Origin of the sequence: Streptomyces sp. NBC_00287 (assembly GCF_036173105.1) — a bacterium.
In the GTDB taxonomy this organism is placed as follows: Bacteria; Actinomycetota; Actinomycetes; order Streptomycetales; family Streptomycetaceae; genus Streptomyces.
In genome coordinates this window covers 7,544,021-7,565,609 of record NZ_CP108053.1, presented here as the reverse complement: position 1 = coordinate 7,565,609, position 21,589 = coordinate 7,544,021, and the positions used below count along the sequence as shown (strand labels likewise).

Sequence of the window (21,589 nt, the reverse complement as noted above, 5' to 3'; positions counted from 1 at the left end):
TACGCATTGACAGGGCGCCCGATGCGACCGCACTTTGTTCCCATGCGCATCGGAGTCATCGGTACGGGTCGGATCGGCACTATCCATGCCAACACATTGAGCCGGCACCGGGAGGTCGGTTCGTTGATCCTCACGGACGCCGATCCCGCGCGGGCGGCGGAGCTGGCGCTGCGTCTCGGCGAGACGGCGGCGCCGGGGGTCGACGAGATCTTCAAGTGGGGCGTGGACGGCGTGGTGATCACCACGGCGACGTCGGCGCATGCCGAGCTGATCGGACGGGCGGCGCGCTCGGGGCTTCCGGTGTTCTGCGAGAAGCCCATCGCGCTGGATCTGCCCGGCACACTGCAGGCGATCGGCGAGGTGGAGACCGCCGGAACGATCCTTCAGATGGGTTTCCAGCGCCGCTTCGACGCGGGGTATGCGGGGGCCCGGGAGGCGGTGCGCGCGGGGCGGCTCGGACGGCTGCACACCGTACGGGCGCTGACCTGCGACCAGGCGCCGCCGCCCGCCGAGTATCTGCCGCTGTCCGGCGGGCTGTACCGGGACACGCTGATCCATGACTTCGATGTGCTGCGCTGGGTGACCGGACGCGAGGTGGTCGATGTGTACGCGGCCGGGTCCGACGCCGGTGGGGCGATGTTCCGTGCGGCGGACGACGTGGACACCGCGGCGGTGGTGCTCACCCTGGACGACGGCACGCTCGCGACGGCCACGGCGACGCGGCTGAACGGCGCCGGCTACGACGTGCGCATGGAGCTGGCCGGGGAGCGGGACACGATCGTCGTGGGCCTGGACGACCGGACGCCGATCGCGTCCACCGAGCCGAGCGGACCGCCGGCCGCGGACAAGCCCTGGCCCGGCTTCCTGGAACGCTTCGGGCCCGCCTACGAGGCCGAGCTCGCGGCGTTCGTCGAGGTGGTCCGGGGTGAGCGGGCCAACCCCTGCGACGGCCGCGAGGCCTTGCAGGCGCTGCGGGTGGCCGAGGCGTGCGAACTGTCCAGGCGCGAACGAAGACCCGTACGGCTGGCGGAGATCCCGGGCGGGAGCGCGGCGGCGGTGTGACTCGGTCGGCAGCCCCCTGGCATGACTTACCACCGCACCGGCAGGCTCCGCATGCCGCGTATCAGCGTGCCCGGCAGCCAGTCGCCGGGTGGGCCGTCGAGAGCGAGGTCGGGGGCGCGCTCCAGGAGTGCGCGGATCGCCGTGCGCGCCTCGATGCGGGCCAGTGGGGCGCCCACACAGAAGTGGATGCCGTGGCCGAAGGCGAGATGGCCACGGCTGTCGCGGCGGATGTCGAAGCGTTCGGGGTCGGGATAGCGGTCCGCGTCCCGGTCCGCGGCGGCGAGGCAGATCATCACCGGCTCGTGCGCCTCTATCCGGACGCCGCCTATCTCCAACGGCTCGGCGGCATACCGGAACGTCGCGTTCTCGATCGGGCCCTCGAAGCGCAGCATCTCCTCGACCGCGCCGTCGATGAGGGTCATGTCGGCCCGGAGCGCGGCGAGTTGGTCGGGGTGGGTGAGCAGGGCGTGGACGCCGCTGGCGATGAGGTTGACCGTGCTCTCGTAGCCCGCGATCAGCAGGATGAAGGCCATGCCGCGCAGTTCGTCCGGGGAGATCGGGGCGCCGTCCTCGGCGCTGGTGTGGACGAGGTCGCTGAGCAGGTCGTCGCTCGGGCCCGAGGCCCGCTTGTCCTCGATGAGCTCGGTGAAGTACGCGCCGAGGCCGGCGAAGGCCTCGTGCGCGGCGGCCGGGCTGCTGGGCGCGATCGACTCGGTGGCCATCTTGCGGAACTCGGCACGGGACATCTCGGGCGCACCGAGCAGTTCGCAGATGACGGTGAGCGGAAGCGGGAGCGCGAAGGACGCCACCAGGTCTGCACGGCCGTACGGCAGCATCGTGTCGAGCAGGTCGTCGGTGATCTGCTGGATCCGCGGGCGCAGTTCCTCCACGCGACGCATGGTGAAGGAGCGAGAGAGCAGACCACGCAGCCGGGTGTGCTGGGGCGGGTCGGTGCTCAGCAGGGTCTTGCCGACCAGTTCCTCGTCCAGCGCCGGTGTGCCGATCTTGGCGCCGTCCTTGGCCAGCCGGGGGTCGGCCAGCGCCGCCCGCGCCTCCTCATGGCCGACGACCAGCCAGGTCTCCGTCTCCCATTCGGGCGGCCGGACCCGGTGTAATGGCCCCTTGGCGCGCAGGCTCGCATACACCGGATGCGGATTGCGCCGGAACTCCGCGCCGAACTCGCCCAGATCGATGAATCCGCTCATCACCACTCCCCCTCGGACAACGCCGCGACACCTTCACAACGGTCGGCGTCCGGAGCTAGTGCCCGTCCTCGTCGGCCTCTTCGAGCAGTCCCGCGTCATAGGCCAGCAGCGCGATCTGGACCCGGTTGTTGAGATCGAGCTTGGTCAGGATGCGGGAGACATGGGTCTTCACCGTCGCGACGCTCATGAACAGGGTCGTGGCGATCTCCGCGTTGGACAGTCCGCGGCCCACCGCGACGGCGACCTCGCTCTCGCGGTCGTTCAGGGCGGCGATACGGACACGCGCGCGTGTACGGCGGGTATCGGCGGCGCCACCCGCCGCGTGCTCCATCAACTGCCGTGTCACGGTGGGGGACAGGACGGGATCGCCCGCCGCGACCCGCCGTACCGCGTCGACGATCTCGGCGGGCGGGGTGTCCTTGAGGACGAATCCGGCGGCGCCCGCGCGGAGGGCGCGCAGGACGTGCTCGTCGGCGTGGAAGGTGGTGAGCAGGACCACCTGCGGGGCGTCGGGGCGGCCGCGCAGGCGTTCCGTGGCGGTGAGGCCGTCCACCGAGGGCATCCGGATGTCCATCAGCACCACGTCCGGGTGGGTGCGCTCGACGAGTTCCTCGACCTCGGCGCCGTCGGAGGCCTCGCCGACGATCTCGATGTCGTCCGCGCCGCCCATCATCAGGGACAGACCGGCCCGGACCAGCGGGTCGTCGTCGACGAGGAGCAGTCTGATCGCTGTCATGGAGCTTACGTAATCATGATTGCCGGGGCGGGATGCGCACAGTGCGGCTAGATTGCCCGGCGGACCGTCCAAGTAGGGGGAATTCCTTGCGTTACCGGCTTCTGGGCCGCACCGGCCTGCGGGTGTCCGAGCTGTTCCTCGGCGCCATGACGTTCGGCGAGGAGGGCGGGGTGGGTACGCCCCCTCAGGAGTGCGCGCGCATCCTCGACGCGTACGCCGAGGCCGGCGGGAACGTGATCGACACCGCCGTCAACTACCGCGACGGGCTGAGCGAGACGATCGTCGGCGAGCTGCTGAAGGGGCGCCGCGACCGTTTTGTGCTGTCCACCAAGTACACCTGCTCACGCGACGGCGCGGACCCGAACGCCGCGGGCAACCACCGCAAGAACCTGACGCTGTCGCTGGAGACCAGCCTGCGCAGGCTCGGCACCGACTACATCGATGTGTACTGGGTGCACATCTGGGACCGCAACACGCCCATCGAGGAGACGATGCGCGCCCTCGACGACGCCGTCCGCTCCGGAAAGGTGCTCTACATCGGCATCTCGGACGCCCCGGCCTGGCTGGTGTCCCGTGCCAACACCCTTGCGGAGCTGCGCGGTTGGACCGAGTTCGCCGCGATCCAGGTGCCGTACAGCCTGCTGAACCGGGACATCGAGCGGGAACTGCTGCCGATGGCCGAGGCGTTCGGGATGTCGGTGGCGGCGTGGAGCCCGTTGCAGGGCGGGATCCTGTCCGGCAAGTACACGCGTCCTGGCGGGGTCGGCGGGGACGAGCCCGCGCGGCTGGACGCGGGCTCCATCGGCGAACGGGAGCACACCGTGGCGCGGGCCGTGCAGTCGGCGGCGGACGAACTCGGTGCGTCCCCCTCGCAGGTCGCCCTCGCCTGGACCATGGCCCGCTCCGACGCCGTACACCCGATCGTGGGCGCACGGCGGGTGGAGCAGCTCGTGGACAACCTGGGTGCGGCCGAACTGGCCCTGCCCGCCGAGGTGGTGACGAGGCTGGAGGAGACGACCGGCTTCCGCCTCGGCTTCCCCGCCGAGTTCATCGACGGCACCTCGCCCTGGGTCTACGGGGCGGCGGGACAGCGCGTGGTGCCCCGCCGCGTCCGCTGACGCCTCAGGCCCGCAGGACGACGCCGTAGCGTGTGCGCAGCCGGTGCAGTTCCCAGCGGACCACCGCGGTGACCGAGGCCGGTCCGGCGAGGACGGCGAGGATCTGCACCACGGGCGGTCCTGGCGGCAGCCCGCCGGCCGCCAGGCTGATCAGCGCGAACTCCCAGACCAGCACCCCGGTGAGCAGGGCGGGCAGCGCCGCGTGCACGCCCGCGGAGTTGAACCCGGTACGCACCGCGGGCCCGGTGGCGAACACGAGGAAGAACAGCACCCAGAAAATCGGCAGGGTCAGCGCCAACTGCACCCAGGGAAAGCCCCCATTGGGGTTGGTGGACATGTTGTCCTCGGCAAGAGTGATCGCGACGAAGAGCAACGGTACGGCGGTCACCGCGCCGACGTAGAACAGCGCCGACCGCCCGGCGGCGCGCAGTCGGGGCCGCATCTGGGCCTTGGTCTGCGGCGAGGCCATCCGGAACAGGAACGCGATCACCACCGGCGCGCTCAGAAGCAGCAGCGGCGGGGTGACCGCGATCCGCATCATGTACTGCTGCTGCGCCTCGCTGAAGTCCTCCGGCTTGCCGTACATGACCAGCAGCAGCACCGACATGACGGCCGCCGTCCAGGCCCGCAGCCGCGCCACGCGCACCACATCCGGATCCTCGATACGGCGGTGTCCACGCGGCGGGAAGAGCCGGTGCGCCTGGCTGCGCGCGGAGCGGGCGAAGACGTAGCCGGCCATCAGCGGCCACGTCATCATCGCTGTGCACGGGAACAGCGCCAGCGCCCAGACACAGCCGTGGATCCGGGCCCGCCCGGCGCGCAACAGCACGTGCAGCGGCGGCCATTCGGCATCCCGCAGGCTCCTCAGCGAGCCCATCAGGGTGGTGGGCGGCTGGGGCTGCGGCGGCACATAGGGGGCGTGCGGCGGATGACCGTACGGCGACGGGTGCGGCGGGTAGCCGTACGGGGGCGGCGGCTGGGGCGGGACGTACGGGGGCGGCGGCGGGTACGGTCCGCCGTTCTGCGGTCCCGGCGGTGGCGGGTACGGGTTGTACGGTCCCCCGAAGCTCACGCTGCTGTGTCCTTCCGGTGCCTGTGGGACGGTGGGCTGCACAAAACTGTGCCATGCGTTCACACAAGTCAACTCGCTTCCCTGTGGCAGGACATGGCATTCCGGAAGACACGCCCGGACCACGCCCTGTGCGCGCCCCACCGATCCTGGCAAGATCGCCGCATGCGCACCGTGTACGCCCTGTTCGTGGGCATCGACGACTACGACAGCCGCGCCCGGTTGCGCGGCTGCGTCAACGACGTACGGGAGGCGGAGAGCTGGCTGCGCCGACAGGGCGGTCCCGCTCCCGTCATCCGGACCCTGCACGATGGAGAGGCCTCCAGGGCGGCCGTGCTGACGGGCATCCGTGACCATCTCGGGCAGAGCGGGCCTGACGACACCGCACTGTTCTGGTTCAGCGGACACGGCAGCGAGTACCGCACCGACGATCCCCGCGAGGCCACCGGCTGGGCGCAGGCGCTGGTGTGCCACGACAGCCTGGGTCCTGGCGGACAGCCGCTGCTCCAGGACACCGAACTCGGGGCGCTGCTCGACGACATCGCGGCGCGCGGCACCCATGTCGTCGCGGTCCTCGACTGCTGTCATGCGGGCGGGGCGTCCCGCGAGGGCGTTGCCTTGCCGGCCGGGGCGATCGGTCGGGGGGTGGACTGGCAGCCGTGGTGGCGGCTCCCGGGCACCGACCGCGAAGGCGGCGGACAGGGCGCCGAGACCGCACGGCATGTGCTGCTCGCCGCCTGCCGTCCCCGTGAGCGGGCCCACGAGAACTGGCTGGACGGCCGGTACCGCGGCTACTTCAGCCACGCGCTGCTGGGCGCGCTCGACCGGCTGGGCCCGGCGGCGGCGTACGGGGCGGTGCATACGCTGGCCGAGGAGGAGGTGCGCACCCGCAGTCCCTTCCAGCATCCCGAGCTGCGCGGCCCGGAGAGCGGCCGGTTCCTCTCCGGCGACACCGTCACCGACTCGCCCTTCCTGCTCCGGCACACCACCTCGGGGTGGGAGATCAACTGCGGTCAGGCGCACGGCCTGCGGTCCGCCGGAGGCGAGTTCACGCTGCTCGACGGAGCCGCCTCGCGCAAGGTCGCTGTACGTCAAGTGCGCCCCGAATCATGCCTGGTGGAGCCCGAGGGCTGGCAACCCTCCACGGCGGAACGTCAGTCGGCACATCCCGTGACGCCGACCGCGCTGGCGTTCACACCGGCTATCGTGAGCCTGACGGGCGCCCCTGATGCCGTAGACCTCCTCCGGCAGGCCATGGCGGGTGTCGCCGCACTCGCACCGGACGGGGACGGGCCGGCGCTGCGGGTGGAGGTCATCGGCCGACGCGCCCGGGTGTCGGACGGGACCGGGCATCCCCTGCCCGAGCTGCCGCTGCGCACGCCCGGGGACGCGGCACGGGTCGTCGACTGCCTTGCTCACCTCGCCCGTTGGCACCACATCCGGGATCTCGCCAATCCCGACCCTTGGCTGTCCTCGCTGGTCCGGATCACCGTCGAGGAGACTCGGGTGGGACGGGTCGCGCACAGCGCGGACGGCGAAATCGTCTGCTCGTACACCCCGGACGGCCGGGAACCACAGGTGATGGTCCGTATCCACAACATGTCGAACCGTCAACTGTGGTGCGTTCTGCTGGACATGACGGATCGGTACGCATGTTCCCCGCATCTGTACGAAGGCGAATTCGTCGGGCCCGGCAGGGCGGGACTGGCCCGGCGTGGGGAGCCCGTGTGGCTGCGGCTGCCGCCGGGACGAGCCCTGGTACGGGGTGCCTTCACCCGGGACTGGCTGAAGGTGATCGTGACGGAGAACGAGCTGAACCTGGCCCCCTTCCGGCTGTCTGCCTGGTCCCCGGACCTCCCCGACGAGGGGGCGCGCGAGCACATGCAATCGGCCGATGGCGGGCTGCTGCGGCTCAGCACTCCGACACACGGGCGGGACGCGGGCGGCCCGGCGCACGACGTGGGCCGCTGGGGGACGGCACAGGTCGTGGTGCGTACGGAGGTCGTCTGACCCGCTCACCAGCCCAGGTGCGTGAACCCCGCCCACGCGGTCAAGTCACCCCCGCTGATCCGTCCGACGCGTGCCTGGAGCTGGGCCGGCATCCCGGGCGGGGCCTGGCGGCGGTCGTCCAGCATCCACAACTGTGCGCCGCGCAGGGCCGGTCCGGGCGGCAGGCCGTCGTGGCTCATGAAGTGGTGGGTCATGTACATCAGCAGGGACGTCGCCTCGTCGGGCACCGGCCACAGGGAGCCGATCACCGAGCGGGCGCCCGCCACCAGGAACGCGGTGGACAGGCTGTACGCCTCGTCGTAGCCGCGTCCCGACACGTTGGTGCGGCAGGCGGCGAGGACCACCAGCTCCAGCTCCGGGAAGCGGCTGACGCCCTCGGTCAGCTGCTCGGCCGCCAACTGCCCACCGGAAAGGGCGAGATAGGCGCTGTGCCGCTCCCCCTGGCGCACCACTCCGTGGCAGGCCAGGTGCAGCAGTCCGCCGCGCTGCCGGTGCAGCCAGTCGGTGACGGCGGCGGGCGTCGCGGTGCCGGGGCCGAGCAGGTCGCCGTGCGGGTGGAAGGCGCGGCGGATGGCCTCGGCCTCCTCGCCGGCGTGGTGGAGGTCGCGGGTGGGGTTGCCGACGACCAGGGCCTGCCGGGTTCCGGCGGCGGGCCGTGCGGCGACCTCGCAGAGCAGACGGGCCGAGGGAAGGTAGGAGATGTCCGCCTCGTGGCAGGCGTGGCGGCGGCCCCGTCCGGGCAGCCGGGCCGCGTGCCAGGGCACCGCACCGAGCTCCGCCATGGGCACCAGGACGACGGAGGGCACCCGGCCGTAGCCGCGCGGAAGGTGTTTCAGCAGCGGCTCCATCACCGCCGTACCGGCCCAGTCGCACAGCCGCTCCAGCGCGGCCCGGCTGACGTCGGGGCGGGGCGGTGGGGCGGAGCCGGGGTCGGTGGGCGGGCCGCCCGCGTCGCGGCCGGGGGTGCCGGTGGCGCGGTAGGACGCCAACTCGGGGGCCTCGACGAGGAGTCGGGGCAACGGCAGCGCGCGCGTGCTGCCGTCGGCGGACACGATGAGCGCGTGGCCCTCGTCCGCGCGCCGGCCGAAGAACATGCGGTCCGTCAGGCTCGGCTCCTCCGTGCTGCCGGGGACGAGGTAGACCAGGGCCGTCGCGCCCAAGGCGCGCAGGGCGGCGCCGATCTCCTCGGGGGACGGCGCCCCCAGGAGGCGCTGCCGCAGCGGGGACGCGGCCAGGGCCTCCAGGGCCCGGCGGCGCAGTCGGCTCGACGGTCCCGAGACAGGCACCTGCGGCGTGAGCGACAGGCCGGCGTCCGGCTCCGGTACGGCCATCGCGCCGGCCCGCCGCCATTCGTCCGCGAGGTCGTCCCGGCCCAGCGCGGAGAGCAGGTCCGGCACCGTGGTCGCCACGGTCGCCGCGTGCAGGGCGAGTCCGCGTCCGGCGTCCAGGGCGCGGACCGCGTCGGCGTGGGCGCCGTCGGCGATGCACCAGCGGGCCACGTCGAGGGCGTTCTCGCCCGCGCGCCGGGCGGTCTCGGCGGCGTGGGAGGTACCGGACTGGAGGATGCCCTGCCAGGCCGCCGCCCGCAGGGAGTCGAGGCCGAGGCGCCGGGACTCCTCGTGGTGGCGGCGCTTGGCCTGGCGGTCGCGGGGATGCAGCAGATCGCCGCGGAACCGGTACGCCATGGCGAGCGACATACCGGTGTTGCCCCACGTCGGGTGCTCCGGTCCGCCGGACAGCCGCACGGCGTGCCGCAGCCACGCGATGCCCTGGTCGAGGTGGTGAGGGCAGTCGGGGCGTGGGGCGATCGCCATGATGCCGAGCATGCAGTGGGCCATGCCGAGGGTCCCGGCGTTGCGCAGCCAGCGTTCGTCGTCCGGCTCCAGCAGGTCCATGGCCTCCTCCAGGAGCCCGAGCGCCTCGATGGCCTCCCGGTGGTTCCTGGCGAACATCGCGCGCGCCGTCCGCGTGAGCCCCACGTCGCTCAGCCGGTCGGCCCGCGCGTTCTGCGGAAGCATCTCGACCTGCCGTCGCATCTCGCCCAAGGGGGTCGCGGCCGGGAAGTCGTCCGCGGTGAGGTCGCCGCCGGTGCGACGGGCGCGGAGAATCGCCAGATTGCTGCGGGCGGCGTCGAGGTAGGCCTCCAGGTTGGGCCGGTCCATCTGGTCGGGCGACATCCGCGTCAGTGCGGACTCCATCTCCCGGATCTGTACGGCCAGTTCCGTCTCGTCCTCCCGTCGTGTGGCCTGCTGGGCGCGGTACCCGGCCAGTTGCGCGGCCATGGCCAGGCGCTGCTGCTCGTTGAACGCGGGCGACTCGGCGTGCCGGGCCAGGTCTTCGATCGCGGAGTCGAAGTCGTCCTCGCCGCCGCCCAGTTGGGCCAGATGGAGGCGTACGCCGGCGTGGGACACCTCGATCGCGTCCCGCTCGGGGCTGCCGACGGGCATCATGGCGCGGGCTTCCTCCAGGCGGACGAGCGCCGCCTCCAGCTCGGCGGGATCACCCAGCTGCTGCAAGGAGTGCATCCCGCTGGCGCCGAGGATGCCGGCCTGCCAGGACTGCTCCTGGGGCCCGTACTGCCGTGCCTCGCGCAGGAGTTCCTCCTGCCGCCCGTTGTCGGCGACCGGCTGGTCGAACAGCAGGTGGGACAGCACGCTGAGGATCTGCCCCGCGCGTGTTCCGGACATCACGGTGCCCTTCGGCAGGGCCTTCCAGTCCTCGTACAGCATGTCGTACGCCTCGCGCCCGTTCGCGCAGCCCAGGTGGTCGAGGACCAGGGAGGTCAGCCGGACCATGTCCTGCGCGTCGTTCATCCCCTGGCGTGCGCCGAGTTGGATCTCGTAGAGGAGCACATGCAGGTCGTAGGTCTTGTGCGGCACGTCACCAGTCCCGTTCCGGCCGCCGGGGCGCGGCCTGTGTCCTGTACGGCGCGAGCACGCCGTTGAGCCAGCGCTCGCCCTCGTCCGTCCCGAAGTCGACGGAGGGTGCGCCCGTGGTTTCGAGGACCGGTCCCCCGCCCCGGTCGTCGAAGAGGACGGCGACCCGGTCGGCGGGCTCGCGTTTCGACGGCCAGACGAAGCCCTGTGCCCAGGGTTTCGTCCGGCGGCGGATCCAGTGCCCCCAGTCGCGGGTCTGCGGATAGTCCGCGCCCTCGGTGTGCACCAGCCAGCTGTCCTGGGCCACCGCCGCGAGGTCCGCGCCGGACATCAGCGACACGACCTCGATATCGGCGGTCAGCCGCAGGAAGGACAGAGTGCGCCGCTCGAAGGCGACGCGCGGCAGCAGACGCGGACTTCCGTCACTGTCGAAGGGCAGCGAGCGCAGCAGCACCTCGCTCACCGCGGCGCCCACGCCGAAGCCGACGTAGAGGTAGCCGTACGGGTCGTGGGGCGTGCTGTCGAACCGGCCGCCGTAGTAGAAGGGGTGCGAGGGGCGGGTGTTGTACGCGGTCGGGGCGCGGTGCGTGGAGTGGACGCGGTAGACGGGCGTACCGGCGCGCAGTACGGCGCGGGTTGGTTCGCCCGGCAGGGTCTCGGGGGGCGGGTACTTGCCCATCGGCTACTCCCCTCCCCCGTCGGCCACGGCAGCCAAGGCCCGTGCGGCGCCCAGCAGTTCGGCGTCCCGACCGCGGCCCAGCAGCTCGGCCGGGGCGCCGTCCCACCAAGTGGTGCGGGACAGCCACCAGTCGGCCGCGCCCCAGGGGTCAGTCTCCGCGCCCAGCACCGAGTTGACCTCGGGCACGATCCGCCAGGGCAGGGTCCCGGCCTCGAACTGGAACAGCGGCAGCCGTCTGCGGCCGTCCTCGCCGGACAGCACGATCAGCAGCGGCTCTGCCCCCGGCCACCACTCCAACGCGGGCTGCGCGAGCAGGCGTTCACGTACCGGGCCGAGGACGGGTCCGACCATCGGGTTGCCGTCGAGCACGAGCATGCACAGGTCGACGGCTGCATACCCCTCGTGGAGCGCGGCGGCGGGTGGGCCCGCGTACCGGCCCGGGTCGCCGTCCTGACGCAGCCGGGCGGCCTCCTCGGCCGGGAGCGCGTCGAGGACGGTCCGGGCCGCCCGCTCGGCGGCCGGTTCCCGGTCGGGGCCCGCGGCCCGCAGCTCGGCGAGCGTGGCGCCGAGGGTCCGCTGGGCGTCGGTGTCGAGCAGCCGGGACAGTCTGGCGAAGTCGGCCGCGAACGCGGCGAGCACCATGAAGGGGTTCACCCGCAACGATGACCTTTCTCCTCGCTGTCTTCTAACTCACCTGGGGCAAGGCGGTGTTGGGTCACGCCGAGGACGTCGGCGATCAGTTCGGCCAGCAGGGGTCTGCGGACGACCAGGTGCAGTTCGCGGTCCCGCGCGGAGTCGGCGGACAGCGCCGACCACAGGGCGCTCACACTGGTCCCCGGCGGCAGCCCGCCGCGCCCCGCACCGAGCAGGGGGAAGCAGATCGAGCGCAACGGCGGGGCGAGGGCTTCGCGTTCCTCGTCCATCAGGGCCAGCGCGCGGGTCGCGGCCCCGGCCACGTCCTGCGGGGTGACGTCGTAGTCGTTGGTGCCGGGTCGGGGGACGGTGACGGCCGCGTGGTAGATACGGCGGACACCGCGCGCGGCGAGGGTGCCAGGCCCGGTCGGCGCGACGGTGCCGGGGAGGACCGGGCGTCCGGCCACGCCGTTCTCCCGGCGCCACCGGGCCAGTTCCTCGTGCACCGGGTCGGCGGTCACATCGCCCCGCGCGTCGCGCACGGCACCGGCCCGGCGCAGCGCGGCCGGTACGGAGGCCTTGAACATCTCGGGCAGGGCGAGATGGGTGTTGGTGGGCGAGACGATCACATCCACGTTCCGGACCAGTTCCACGGGGTGCACATGGAGCGTCACGCCGATCGGTCCGACGCGCAGCGTGCGGTGCTGCAAGTGCGGTGCGAGGAGGGTGGGTTGGCTGCCCGGGGTGCGGCGCGCGCCGGTGCCGGCGAGCCAGCAGACCTGCTCGGCGACCTGGGCGAGGACCATCTCCTCCTGGCTCTTGCGAAACCGTTCGACGCTGACGTTGTAGACACGTGCGGCGAGTTTGCGCCGGTCCGCCGCCGGACGGTCCCGCATTCCGGGGGCGAGGCCGAGCGTGAACTCGGCCGCCGTCTGGAGGGAGCCCCCGCCGAGCCGGGTCACCGCCGTGCGGAGCAGGTTCTCGACCTCGACGGGCCAGGCGTCGGTGACCGAGCCAGAGTGCGGGGCGGCCGCGCGCCGCAGCAGCGGGAGGTCCAGGTCACGGATCCGGACCAGGCCCTCCACCCGGACCATCTTCACCTCCCTGAGGACCGACGCGACCTCGAACTCCGCAGCACCAGGGGACATGACGCCCATGATCGTGGGCGCGCCGCACCGGCCACAAGTGCCGTACGGCACGCGCCGCCTGCCCACGCTAGCGGGCGGGGAGGTTGCTGGGGCAGTTGTTGACAGGGCGTCATCCGGTCGAGGGTGGGGCGCAGTTGGGTCGGGACCGTCTCACCCCCAGGGCAGCCGCGCCCGCACCTCGAAACCCCCGTCCGCCGTGGGGCCGTGCTCCAGGTGACCGCCGGTCAGGGTCGCCCGTTCCGTCAGTCCGATCAGCCCCTGCCCGGAGCCGGGCACATGCGGTACGTCGTGCTCCGGCGCCGGGTTGTTTACGCGGATGTCGAGGCCCTCGCCCGGTCCGCCGGTGACCGTGAGGGTGACCTCGGTGCCGGGGGCGTGTTTGCGGGCGTTGGTGAGGCCCTCCTGGGCGATGCGGTACGCGGTGCGGCCGACGGAGGCGGGGACGGCGGCGGGCTCGGTCACGCGGTTGTCGAAGGCGACCTTCATGCCGGCCTCGCGGGACTCGGCGACCAGCGCCTCCAGACCGCCGAGGGTGGGCTGGGGCCGGCTCGAATCGTCGCGCTCCCCCGCCCGCAGTACGCCGATGATCTCCCGCAAATCCTGGAGGGCCTCGTGCGCGCTCTCCCGGATGACCCCGGCGGCCCGCGCGATCTCCTCCTGGGGCGCGTCGGGCCGGAACTCCAGCGCGCCCGCGTGCACGCTCAGCAGGGTCAGCCGATGGGCGAGGACGTCGTGCATCTCCCGGGCGATGGCCTCGCGCGCCAGCCGTTGGGCCTGCTCGGCGCGCAGTTGCGCCTCGGTCTCGGCGCGGCGGGCGCGGTCGCGCAGGCTGAGCATGAGCTGGCGCTTGGAGCGGACGAACATGCCCCAGCCGACGGCGGCGCCGGTCAGCACCAGGCCGATGAAGATCGTCCAGCCGTACGGGATCTCGGGGTCGGGCCGGTACCAGTAGAAGAGCGGCATCAGCACCAGCGCGGCTCCGCTCACCCAGGCGACGTACCGGAAGGGCCGGTGCACGGCGAGTGTGAACGTCGCGACGAGGGCCGCGCCGCCCGCGGTGGCGGACAGGAGGCCGACCGGGAGCATCGCCACGGCGAGCCCGAGCGGCCAGCGGCGGCGCAGCCAGACCGCCGCGCAGGCGAGCGCGCCGAGCACCTGGTCGAGGGCGGCCACGGCCTGGGGGAGGTCCTCCTGGTCCAGGGCGTCGGCGCCCAGCAGGCCGATGCAGACGGCCACCAGGAAGCAGGAGAAGTCGACCGCCCAGTCACGCGCGGTACGCCGGTACCGGCGCCCCGGGCGCTCGCCGTCGGGGTCGAGCTCCTTCACCACGGCCGAGGGCAGCAGCCAGCGCTGCTCGACGAAGGGCTGCGACTCGGGCCCCGGCATATCACCACTCACGGTCGACAAATCTACGCAGACGCGCGCCGCGGCACCCCTGTCCGAGCGGGATCGTCGACCAAAGTCGCGGCACCGCAGACTTTCGGCGCGGCGGGCCGCCGGGTCCGGCGACTTCCGTCGGAGCCGGTCTCGCCCCGCGGCCGATGTGCGTGGGGGGTCCGCGGGGCGAGGGTCTTGCCATGAAGGAATTGCTGGAACTTCTCGGTGTCCTCGCCCTGATCCAGGGCGGCGCCGGGCTGCTGACCGAGTTCACCGACTTGGACTGGGGCCTCGTACATCGGCTCGGCTTTTTCGACGGCTACGAGACCTACGCGAGCGTCACCCTGCTGGTGCTGGCGTTCGCGCTGTTCGCCGTCGCCGAGAGCCGGAAGTCCGGCTGAACGCGGACCGGACCTCCGGCTGGTCCGGCAGCCTCAGCAGTCGTAGTCGACCAGGTCGAACGAGGCGTAGTGGTCGGCCGTGTAGTAGTCCTCCTGGTACTCGTCACCGGTGACGATCCGGCGAGCTCCGCGCGTGGACGAACCGGGCGTGATGACCGTGTACTCGTGGTAGTACCCGGTGGACTGGCTGGGCAGGATGCCTTCCCGGTTCTGGAAGACCGTGCCGTCCTGCCGGTACGGGTAGGGGCCGCCCTGCTCGATCAGATCCAGCGTGTCGTGCGCCTGGGAGGGCAGGTCGCTGTAACAGATGCTGCCGACCGCGGCGGCGGCCGGGGTGGCGGTGACGGTGCCACCGACGAGGAGGGCGGACAGGACGGCGGCCGCGGCGCCGATGCGAGTGATTCGTGGGGGGAATCTCATGGCTCCCATGATGACGCGCGTAGACCGTGGCATGTCAATGACAAGCCCGGAGAATTTCCTTGCAAGTCCCATGAGTTTTCAGGGAGTTAACCTGACGCGCCGCGCTAGGCGTTCTCGGGGAGTTTGTACTCCCCGTACTCCGGCTTGCCCGCCAGGTCGTACGACTGGATGGAGACGCCCTTCGAGGTGACGCTGCCGCCGGTGTTCCGGAAGGCCGTCGGGGCGGTGCCCTCCGTGAAGAGGCGGCGGCCCGAGCCCAGGACGACCGGGAAGGTCAGCAGGTGGAGCGTGTCCAGGACGCCGAGGCCCAGCAGGGAGTGGACCAGCGCGCCGCTGCCGTGGATCTGGAGCTCGCCGTCCGTGCGCTCCTTGAGCGCGGTGATCTCCTTGGCCAGGTCGCCGCTGATCACCGTGGTGCCGTCCCAGTCCGGGTCGGTGAGGGTGTTGGAGGGGACGTACTTGGGCAGGGCGTTGAGCCGTGAGGCAACCGGGTCCTCGGGGTCGGTCACCTTGGGCCAATAGGAGCTGAAGATGTCGTACGTACGGCGGCCGAGGAGGAAGGCGCCGGCGCGGTCGAAGACGTCGTTGATGAACCGGCCGAAGTCGTCGTCGGCGAACCAGAAGCTCCAGCCGCCCTGGGTGAAGCCGTCACGGGTGTCCTCCTGGGGACCGCCCGGGGCCTGGTAGACGCCGTCGAGGGTGACGAAGATGGTGGAGACGAGCTTGCCCATGAGGGGTGCCTACTTTCGCGCTTGCCGGCCGTGGGGTCTGTCTGTCATGAGTGCAGACCCCACCGGCACCCGCAACTCATCGGCCGGCGGCCGGGGCCTCGGTCCTCACCCCGCGTTGCTGGAGAACAGTCCGCCGGTCGGGCCCTGCTTGTCGCCGCCCTGGGCCTTCTTCAGGGCGTTGGCGAGGCTCTCGATCGTGAGGGACTGCAGGATCACCCGGCCGTTGCCCTCCAGGGTCGCCAGGGAGAGGCCCTCGCCGCCGAAGACGGCGTTCATCATGCCCTGGCGGTTGAGGCCGCCGACGCGCTGGACGCCGTACTGGATGCCCTCCTCGAAGGCGACGACGCAGCCCGTGTCGACCTCGATACGGCCGCCGAACTCGGCGGGGTTGAGGTCGATGAAGTTGCCGGCGCCCGCGATGATCACGGTGCCGCGGCCGGTGAACTTCTCCAGGACGAAGCCCTCGCCGCCCTTCATGCCGGTCTTGCCACCCTGGAAGGCGATGCCGAAGTCGACGGTGGACTCGGCCGCGACGAAGGCGTCCTTCTCGGCGAACCACGCGCGCGTGCCGTCCAGCTCCAGGGCGCGCATCTCGCCGGGGAGGACGCCCGCGAAGCCGACGGTGCCTTCGCCGCCCTGGGAGGTGAAGTACTGGAACGCGATCGACTCGCCGGCGAGGACACGCTGGCCGACCTGCATGGCGGTGCCCATGGCCTGACGGAGCATGCCCCCCATGCCACCGGCTCCGCCCTGCTGGCCGCCCTGCGCTTGCCCGCCGCTCGACGGGCCCGTCAGGCGGGTCTCCATCGTCACGTTGGTGGTCTTGAAGAGGAACTTGCCCGCCTCGCAGTACACCGTCTGCCCGGGCTGAAGGCTGACGACCGCCATCTGCATGGCGTTGCCGACGATTTCTTGCTGAAGAGTCACACGGGGTGAACGTGGGAGGTGGAAAGAAGAGTTCCGGCAGTGGGTCGTGCGGGTGATCTCGATGTCCGTTCACCGCCAGCGCGCGGGGGCCGTGGTCGCTGGGATGGAGGCATGACTTCTGACAACGGAACTCTTGACGGCAAGGTGGCCCTGGTGACCGGCGGCAGCCGGGGTATCGGTGCGGCGACGGCGGTACGGCTGGCTCGGGCGGGCGCGGATGTGGCCGTCACCTACGTGAACGGCAAGGAGGCGGCCCACGACGTCGTACGGGCCGTCGAGGCGCTCGGGCGCCGGGGGCTGGCGCTGCGTGCGGACTCGGCGGACGCCGGGGAGGCGGCGGGCGCGGTGGCCCGTACGGCCGACGCGTTGGGTGGGCTGGATGTGCTGGTGAACAACGTGGGGGTGGGGGTTCTCGGTCCCCTGTCGTCCCTGTCGCTCGACGATGTGGACCGGGTGCTGGCGGTGAATGTGCGGAGCGTGTTTCTTGCCTCCCAGGCCGCGGCCTCGGTGATGTCCGACGGCGGGCGGATCATCACGATCGGCACGTGTATGACGCAGCGGGTGCCCGGTCCCGGCGGCACGCTCTATGCGATGAGCAAGTCCGCGCTGGTGGGGCTGACGAAGGCGTTGGCGCGGGAGCTGGGGGGTCGCGGGATCACGGCGAACATCGTGCACCCCGGGCCGATCGACACGGACATGAATCCGGCCGATGGGCCTTATGCGGCCGGGCAGGCGTCGATGACGGCGCTGGGGCGGTTCGGGACGGTGGGGGAGGTGGCCGAGACGGTGGTGCATCTGGCGGGGGCGGCGTATGTGACGGGGTCGGAGTACGCGGTGGATGGGGGGCATGCGGCGTGACCGAAGGGGCGGCGGGGTTTTCGCCCCGCCGCCCCTACCCACCTCCCAGATGTCCACCAGGAGACAGCCGGCCGGCTCCGCACCAAAAACCTCTCCTTCCCCGTACAACCCTGCAGGCTCCCCAGAGGTCATCTCTGAACTCGTACGTATGTCCTGGAGAGGAATCCATGTCCCGCCCCCACCACAAGCGTTCCCGGCGTCCCGTAGTCCTGGGCGCCACCGTCGTCGCGGCCGCCCTGGCCGGTGGCCTGCTCATCACCCTGCCCGGCGGCGCGAGTGCCGCCGCGTCGGGCCTCGCCGACGACTTCAACGGTGACGGCTACCGCGATCTGGCGACCGGCGCCCCGGGTGCTGTCGCGGGTGGGAAGGCGAAGGCGGGCGCCGTGGTCGTCAACTACGGCTCCTCGAGCGGGATCAGCGCCGCGCGCCACAAGACCACCTCGCAGAGTTCCGCCGGCGTGCCGGGCACCTCGGAGACCTCCGACCGCTTCGGCACCGAACTCGCGCACGGTGACCTCAACAGGGACGGCTACGGCGATCTCGTCGTGGGCGCACCGCTGGAGGACGTCGGCAGCGATGTCGACGGCGGTTCGGTCACGATCCTGTGGGGCAGCTCGTCAGGCCTGTCGGGCGGCACGGCGATCAGCGACCCCAACGCGTCGGGGCACGACCGGTTCGGCCAGTCCCTGGCGGTCGGTGACTTCACCGGTGACGGGAAGGCTGACCTAGCGGTCGGTTCCACCGGCAAGGACGTGTGGATCTTCAAGGGCGGCTTCACCAAGTCCGCCGGCGCGGCCGGGAAGCTGCGCTTCGACGCGCAGATCGAGTCCGGCGCGTACCCCAGGGGCGCCGTCCAGCTGGCCGCCGGGGACTTCGACAACAACAAGACGGACGACGTGGTGGTGGCGTCCTCCGCGGGCAACTTCGTCTACCTGGGCGCCACGACCGGGCTCACGCTGCAGACCGAGGCGGGCACGGGGTACGCGGACGCCCTCACCGTGGCCGACTTCGACCGCGACGGGCATGACGACCTGGTCGTCGGCACCGACTCCACCTCGATCACGGACCCGACGGCGAAGGGCGGCTACGCCACCGTGTTCTACGGCGCTACGGCGGGTGTCGACACCACGCGCAGTGCCGTCTTCAGCCAGGACACCGCGGGTGTGCCGGGAGCCGACGAGTCCGACGACTTGTTCGGTGCCACACTCGCCGCGGGCGACGTCAATGGCGACGGTTACGCGGACCTCGCCGTCGGCGCGGTCTTCGAGAGCATCGGCTCCGCGAGCCATACGGGGAACGTCTGGGTGCTGCGCGGTGGCGCCTCCGGCCTGACGGGGACCGGCGCCCAGTCCTTCAACCAGGGCACCTCGGGTGTCCCGGGCGCCAACGAGTCCTCGGATCTGTTCGGCGGCGCCGTCCACGTCGCCGACCACAACAAGGACGGCCGCGCCGATCTGTCGGCGGCCGCGGCCGGCGAGAACAGCGACGACGGCGCCGTCTGGGTCCTGCGCGGCTCCACCACAGGCATCAAGACCACCGGCGCGGTGAACTTCGGCGCGTCGTCCGTGGGTATCGGGAAGTCGGGGAACGACCCGATGTTCGGGGACGCGATGTCGGGCTCGTAACAGCCCCGTAGGGGCGGCGGGGGCGAGAAAATCCCCGCCGCACACCCACCGCGCTCAGCCCCCCAATTCCTGATGCCGCCCCGCCACCCCCGACGCCCCTTCCTCCGTCAGAGAGCCGAACAGCCGCAGCCGCGAGATTCCACCGTCCGGATAGATGTCGACCCGCGCGTGGGTACCCACCGCCGGAGTCGGCAGGACGAACCGGTGATTCGTGTCGGGCTGAAGCCGGGTACGCGGAAGGATCTCGCGCCAGTCCCCGGACTCCCCGTCCCGAACCGACACCGACGCCCACCCCGCGCTGTTCCCCTTCAGATACGCCGTGTCGATCTCGATCGCCCGGATGTGGGCCTGGGACACCAGCCGGTACCGAATCCAGTCATTGCCCTGATCCCGCCGCCGCCGCGTCTCCCACCCGTCGTCCATCTTCCGCGAACGACCCGGCTGAATCGTGTTCGTGGCCGGGGAGTAGAAGAGGTTGGACGCGTCCTCCACCTGGCCGCCGTTCTCCAGCGCGACCACGTCGAAGGTGCCCAGCACCGACAGCCAGGCCGGATCCGGCACGACCTCCCCGTACACCCGCAGACGCGCGATACCGCCGTCGGGATGCTGGTTGACCCGCAGATGCGTGAAGCGCTGCTCGACCGAGACCGCGAAGCCGTTCGCCGCGTGGCCGCCGACCGGCGTACGAGGCACCAGCGTCGTCCACTTCACGTCATCGCCCAGCAGCTCCTCGGGGGACGGAGACCCCGCCACCGACGTGCCCTCGATCGACACCGCCTGCGGGTAGTTCCCCCGGAAGTGCGCCGTGTCCACCACGATCCCGCGGATCACACCCGGCGCCCCGAGACGCACCAGCGCCCAGTCGTGGTCCTCCGCCGTCGGCCACGGATGCCCCGCCGACGCCCCCCGCCGGCGCCGCGTCTCCCAGCCGTCCATGATCTTGCCCTTGTGCCCGAAGTGCTCGGGGTCGAACTCCGCCCGCTCGGGCACCAGCAGGTTCTCCCGCTGCGCGAAGAACTCGTCGTTGGCGGCGATGACACCGGCCCCGAGCTGCCGGTCGGCGAGGTTGGCGTACTGGGTGAAGGGGAAGTCGGCGGTGCGGTAGTCCGCGTAGGGGTCACCGCCCCCGTACGGGTTCGCGTCGCCGGTGAAACTCACAATCGCCGTCACTGCATGTGCCTTTCGGAGTCGGGGCGGGGGGAGATGGTCACTGGGGGCGGGCGAGCAGTTGACCCTTCGGTTCCGTGAACTCGCCGTCCGCCACTACGCGTTCGCCGCGCAGCCACGTCGACTTCACTACGCCGTACAGGGTCTTGCCCGCATACGCGGTCACCCGGTTGCGGTGCTGGAGGTCGGCCGGGTCGACGGTGAACGTCTCGTCGGGGGCGAGGACGGCGAAGTCGGCGTCGCGGCCGGCCTCGATAGCGCCCTTGTGCGCGGAGAGCCCCACCAGTTCGGCCGTACGCGAAGACATCCAGCGCACCACGTCCTCGAGGCCGTGCCCCCGCTTGCGCGCCTCCGTCCACACCGCCGCCAGGCTCAGCTGCAGGCCGGAGATACCGCCCCAGGCCGTGGCGAAGTCGTCCGTCTTGAGGTCGGCCGTGGAGGGCGAGTGGTCCGTCACCACGCAGTCGATCGTGCCGTCCGCCAGCGCCTGCCACAGCAGATCCTGGTTGGCGGACTCACGGATCGGCGGGCAGCACTTGAACTCGCTGGCCCCGTCCGGGACTTCCTCGGCGGTGAGGGTCAGGTAGTGCGGGCAGGTCTCCACCGTCACGCGTACGCCCTCCGCCTTCGCCGCGGCGATCAGCGGGAGTGCGTCGGAGGAGGACAGGTGCAGGACGTGCACCCGCGCGTCCAGTCGCCTCGCCTGCGCGATCAGCTGGGCGATCGCCGTGTCCTCGGCGTCACGCGGGCGCGAGGCCAGGAAGTCCGCGTACTTCGGACCGCCCTGCTGCGGCGCCGCCTCCAAGTGGTGCGGGTCCTCCGCGTGCACGATCAGCAGGCCGCCGAAGGACGCGATCTCGGCCAGGGACTGGGCGAGTTGCTCCTGGTCCAGGTGCGGGAACTCGTCCACGCCCGACGGGGACAGGAACGCCTTGAAGCCGAACACCCCGGCCTCGTGCAGCGGGCGCAGGTCCTTGACGTTGTCCGGCAGCGCGCCGCCCCAGAAGCCGACGTCGATGTGTGCCTTGTCGGCGGCGACCCGCTGCTTCACGCGCAGGTTCTCGACCGTCGTCGTCGGCGGGAGGGAGTTGAGCGGCATGTCGACGAGGGTGGTGATACCGCCGGCCGCCGCCGCGCGCGTCGCGGTCCAGAAGCCCTCCCACTCGGTGCGGCCCGGGTCGTTGACGTGCACATGGGTGTCGACCAGGCCGGGCAGCAGGACGTCGTCGCCGAGGTCCTCCACACGCGCGCCCTCGACGGAAGTGTCGTAAGGCAAAACGGCCGTGATCTTCCCGGCGGAGACCGCGACCGAAGCGGCCCGCGTCCCCTCCGGGGTGATGACGCGCGTCGAGCGCAGCACCAGTTCTACGTCGAACACCCGGGACCCCTCTCTTCTGCCGCCGTCTTACTTCCAGGAAACGCGGTTAACTTCCACGTTACGGAATTCAACGTTCTGTTGAAGGAGTCTTCACTCCCGCTCCCGCGCCGTCAAGGGCACACTGCTTCCCAGCATCCCTCGCGCATCTACTCTGGACGTTTCCACAAAG

19 protein-coding genes are annotated in these 21,589 nt (G+C 71.6%); 6 read left to right on the top strand and 13 right to left on the bottom strand.

Translation table 11 applies throughout. The features are described from left to right. The first annotated feature begins 42 nt into the window (after positions 1–42). The gene (locus OHT76_RS34335) at positions 43–1,062 is read left to right on the top strand and encodes a Gfo/Idh/MocA family oxidoreductase (protein WP_328874747.1); all 1,020 of its coding nucleotides are present in this window, start codon (positions 43–45) and stop codon (positions 1,060–1,062) included. Between the two features lie 26 nt (positions 1,063–1,088). On the opposite strand, the gene OHT76_RS34330 is transcribed toward OHT76_RS34335, so the two are convergent. Together OHT76_RS34330 and OHT76_RS34325 are read right to left on the bottom strand one after the other, a co-directional pair. Continuing rightward, complete coding sequence (locus tag OHT76_RS34330; protein ID WP_328874746.1) at positions 1,089–2,267, bottom strand: cytochrome P450 family protein; 1,179 nt, start codon at positions 2,265–2,267, stop codon at positions 1,089–1,091. 55 nt (positions 2,268–2,322) lie between these two features. Further along, complete coding sequence (locus OHT76_RS34325) at positions 2,323–3,003, bottom strand: response regulator transcription factor (protein ID WP_328874745.1); 681 nt, start codon at positions 3,001–3,003, stop codon at positions 2,323–2,325. Between the two features lie 86 nt (positions 3,004–3,089). On the opposite strand from OHT76_RS34325, the gene OHT76_RS34320 reads away from it, so the two are divergent. After that, entirely contained in the window at positions 3,090–4,121 is a 1,032-nt protein-coding gene (locus OHT76_RS34320; RefSeq protein ID WP_328874744.1) for an aldo/keto reductase, read from the top strand. A 4-nt stretch (positions 4,122–4,125) separates the two neighbouring features. On the opposite strand, the gene OHT76_RS34315 is transcribed toward OHT76_RS34320, so the two are convergent. Next, complete coding sequence (locus OHT76_RS34315) at positions 4,126–5,193, bottom strand: hypothetical protein (RefSeq protein WP_328874743.1); 1,068 nt, start codon at positions 5,191–5,193, stop codon at positions 4,126–4,128. Between the two features lie 162 nt (positions 5,194–5,355). Between OHT76_RS34315 and OHT76_RS34310 the strand changes: the two genes are divergently transcribed. Next, a complete protein-coding gene (locus OHT76_RS34310; RefSeq protein WP_328874742.1) occupies positions 5,356–7,200 on the top strand; it encodes a caspase family protein in 1,845 nt (614 codons plus the stop codon). Positions 7,201–7,205: 5 nt separating this feature from the next. On the opposite strand, the gene OHT76_RS34305 is transcribed toward OHT76_RS34310, so the two are convergent. From OHT76_RS34305 to OHT76_RS34285, 5 genes are all read right to left on the bottom strand, one after another. Then, positions 7,206–10,079, bottom strand: a complete 2,874-nt coding sequence (locus OHT76_RS34305; protein ID WP_328874741.1) for a CHAT domain-containing protein — start codon at positions 10,077–10,079, stop codon at positions 7,206–7,208. A gap of 1 nt (position 10,080) precedes the next feature. Beyond that, positions 10,081–10,755, bottom strand: a complete 675-nt coding sequence (locus tag OHT76_RS34300) for an RES family NAD+ phosphorylase (protein ID WP_328874740.1) — start codon at positions 10,753–10,755, stop codon at positions 10,081–10,083. A 3-nt stretch (positions 10,756–10,758) separates the two neighbouring features. Beyond that, positions 10,759–11,409 carry a hypothetical protein gene (locus OHT76_RS34295; protein WP_328876693.1) on the bottom strand — a complete coding sequence of 217 codons (651 nt, stop codon included), beginning with the start codon at positions 11,407–11,409 and terminating at the stop codon, positions 10,759–10,761. Continuing rightward, positions 11,406–12,536 (bottom strand): macro domain-containing protein, encoded by a 1,131-nt coding sequence (locus OHT76_RS34290; protein ID WP_328874739.1) that lies wholly within the window; start codon positions 12,534–12,536, stop codon positions 11,406–11,408. Before OHT76_RS34290 ends, OHT76_RS34295 begins: the two co-directional genes overlap by 4 nt. A 150-nt stretch (positions 12,537–12,686) precedes the next feature. Then, positions 12,687–13,922, bottom strand: a complete 1,236-nt coding sequence (locus OHT76_RS34285) for a sensor histidine kinase (RefSeq protein WP_328876692.1) — start codon at positions 13,920–13,922, stop codon at positions 12,687–12,689. 191 nt (positions 13,923–14,113) lie between these two features. Here OHT76_RS34285 and OHT76_RS34280 point away from each other — a divergent pair, with 191 nt between their 5' ends. Continuing rightward, positions 14,114–14,314 carry a hypothetical protein gene (locus OHT76_RS34280; RefSeq protein WP_328874738.1) on the top strand — a complete coding sequence of 67 codons (201 nt, stop codon included), beginning with the start codon at positions 14,114–14,116 and terminating at the stop codon, positions 14,312–14,314. Positions 14,315–14,347: 33 nt separating this feature from the next. Here the strand turns inward: OHT76_RS34280 and OHT76_RS34275 are convergent, their stop codons facing one another. From OHT76_RS34275 to OHT76_RS34265, 3 genes are all read right to left on the bottom strand, one after another. Then, positions 14,348–14,734, bottom strand: coding sequence for a ribonuclease domain-containing protein (locus OHT76_RS34275; protein WP_328874737.1), 387 nt, complete (start codon positions 14,732–14,734; stop codon positions 14,348–14,350). A 104-nt stretch (positions 14,735–14,838) separates the two neighbouring features. Beyond that, positions 14,839–15,465 carry a dihydrofolate reductase family protein gene (locus tag OHT76_RS34270; RefSeq protein WP_328874736.1) on the bottom strand — a complete coding sequence of 209 codons (627 nt, stop codon included), beginning with the start codon at positions 15,463–15,465 and terminating at the stop codon, positions 14,839–14,841. A gap of 105 nt (positions 15,466–15,570) precedes the next feature. Continuing rightward, complete coding sequence (locus tag OHT76_RS34265) at positions 15,571–16,392, bottom strand: AIM24 family protein (RefSeq protein ID WP_328874735.1); 822 nt, start codon at positions 16,390–16,392, stop codon at positions 15,571–15,573. Between the two features lie 111 nt (positions 16,393–16,503). Here OHT76_RS34265 and OHT76_RS34260 point away from each other — a divergent pair, with 111 nt between their 5' ends. Beyond that, positions 16,504–17,250 (top strand): SDR family oxidoreductase, encoded by a 747-nt coding sequence (locus tag OHT76_RS34260; RefSeq protein ID WP_328874734.1) that lies wholly within the window; start codon positions 16,504–16,506, stop codon positions 17,248–17,250. 167 nt (positions 17,251–17,417) lie between these two features. Next, on the top strand, positions 17,418–18,875 hold the full coding sequence (locus OHT76_RS34255) for an FG-GAP-like repeat-containing protein (RefSeq protein WP_328874733.1): 1,458 nt from the start codon (positions 17,418–17,420) through the stop codon (positions 18,873–18,875). 54 nt (positions 18,876–18,929) lie between these two features. Here the strand turns inward: OHT76_RS34255 and alc are convergent, their stop codons facing one another. Further along, a complete protein-coding gene (alc, locus tag OHT76_RS34250; RefSeq protein WP_328874732.1) occupies positions 18,930–20,045 on the bottom strand; it encodes an allantoicase in 1,116 nt (371 codons plus the stop codon). Positions 20,046–20,082: 37 nt separating this feature from the next. Further along, on the bottom strand, positions 20,083–21,420 hold the full coding sequence (gene allB / locus OHT76_RS34245; protein ID WP_328874731.1) for an allantoinase AllB: 1,338 nt from the start codon (positions 21,418–21,420) through the stop codon (positions 20,083–20,085). Positions 21,421–21,589: the final 169 nt, after the last annotated feature.

What these genes read in the sequence shown, in the direction of transcription:
- OHT76_RS34335 (WP_328874747.1), top strand. Translation starts at nt 43, where the DNA reads ATGCGCATCGGAGTCATCGGTACGGGTCGGATCGGCACTATCCATGCC.
- OHT76_RS34330 (WP_328874746.1), bottom strand. Translation starts at nt 2,267, where the DNA reads ATGAGCGGATTCATCGATCTGGGCGAGTTCGGCGCGGAGTTCCGGCGC.
- OHT76_RS34325 (WP_328874745.1), bottom strand. Translation starts at nt 3,003, where the DNA reads ATGACAGCGATCAGACTGCTCCTCGTCGACGACGACCCGCTGGTCCGG.
- OHT76_RS34310 (WP_328874742.1), top strand. Translation starts at nt 5,356, where the DNA reads ATGCGCACCGTGTACGCCCTGTTCGTGGGCATCGACGACTACGACAGC.
- OHT76_RS34300 (WP_328874740.1), bottom strand. Translation starts at nt 10,755, where the DNA reads ATGGGCAAGTACCCGCCCCCCGAGACCCTGCCGGGCGAACCAACCCGC.
- OHT76_RS34290 (WP_328874739.1), bottom strand. Translation starts at nt 12,536, where the DNA reads ATGTCCCCTGGTGCTGCGGAGTTCGAGGTCGCGTCGGTCCTCAGGGAG.
- OHT76_RS34285 (WP_328876692.1), bottom strand. Translation starts at nt 13,922, where the DNA reads ATGCCGGGGCCCGAGTCGCAGCCCTTCGTCGAGCAGCGCTGGCTGCTG.
- OHT76_RS34280 (WP_328874738.1), top strand. Translation starts at nt 14,114, where the DNA reads ATGAAGGAATTGCTGGAACTTCTCGGTGTCCTCGCCCTGATCCAGGGC.
- OHT76_RS34275 (WP_328874737.1), bottom strand. Translation starts at nt 14,734, where the DNA reads ATGAGATTCCCCCCACGAATCACTCGCATCGGCGCCGCGGCCGCCGTC.
- OHT76_RS34270 (WP_328874736.1), bottom strand. Translation starts at nt 15,465, where the DNA reads ATGGGCAAGCTCGTCTCCACCATCTTCGTCACCCTCGACGGCGTCTAC.
- OHT76_RS34260 (WP_328874734.1), top strand. Translation starts at nt 16,504, where the DNA reads ATGACTTCTGACAACGGAACTCTTGACGGCAAGGTGGCCCTGGTGACC.
- OHT76_RS34255 (WP_328874733.1), top strand. Translation starts at nt 17,418, where the DNA reads ATGTCCCGCCCCCACCACAAGCGTTCCCGGCGTCCCGTAGTCCTGGGC.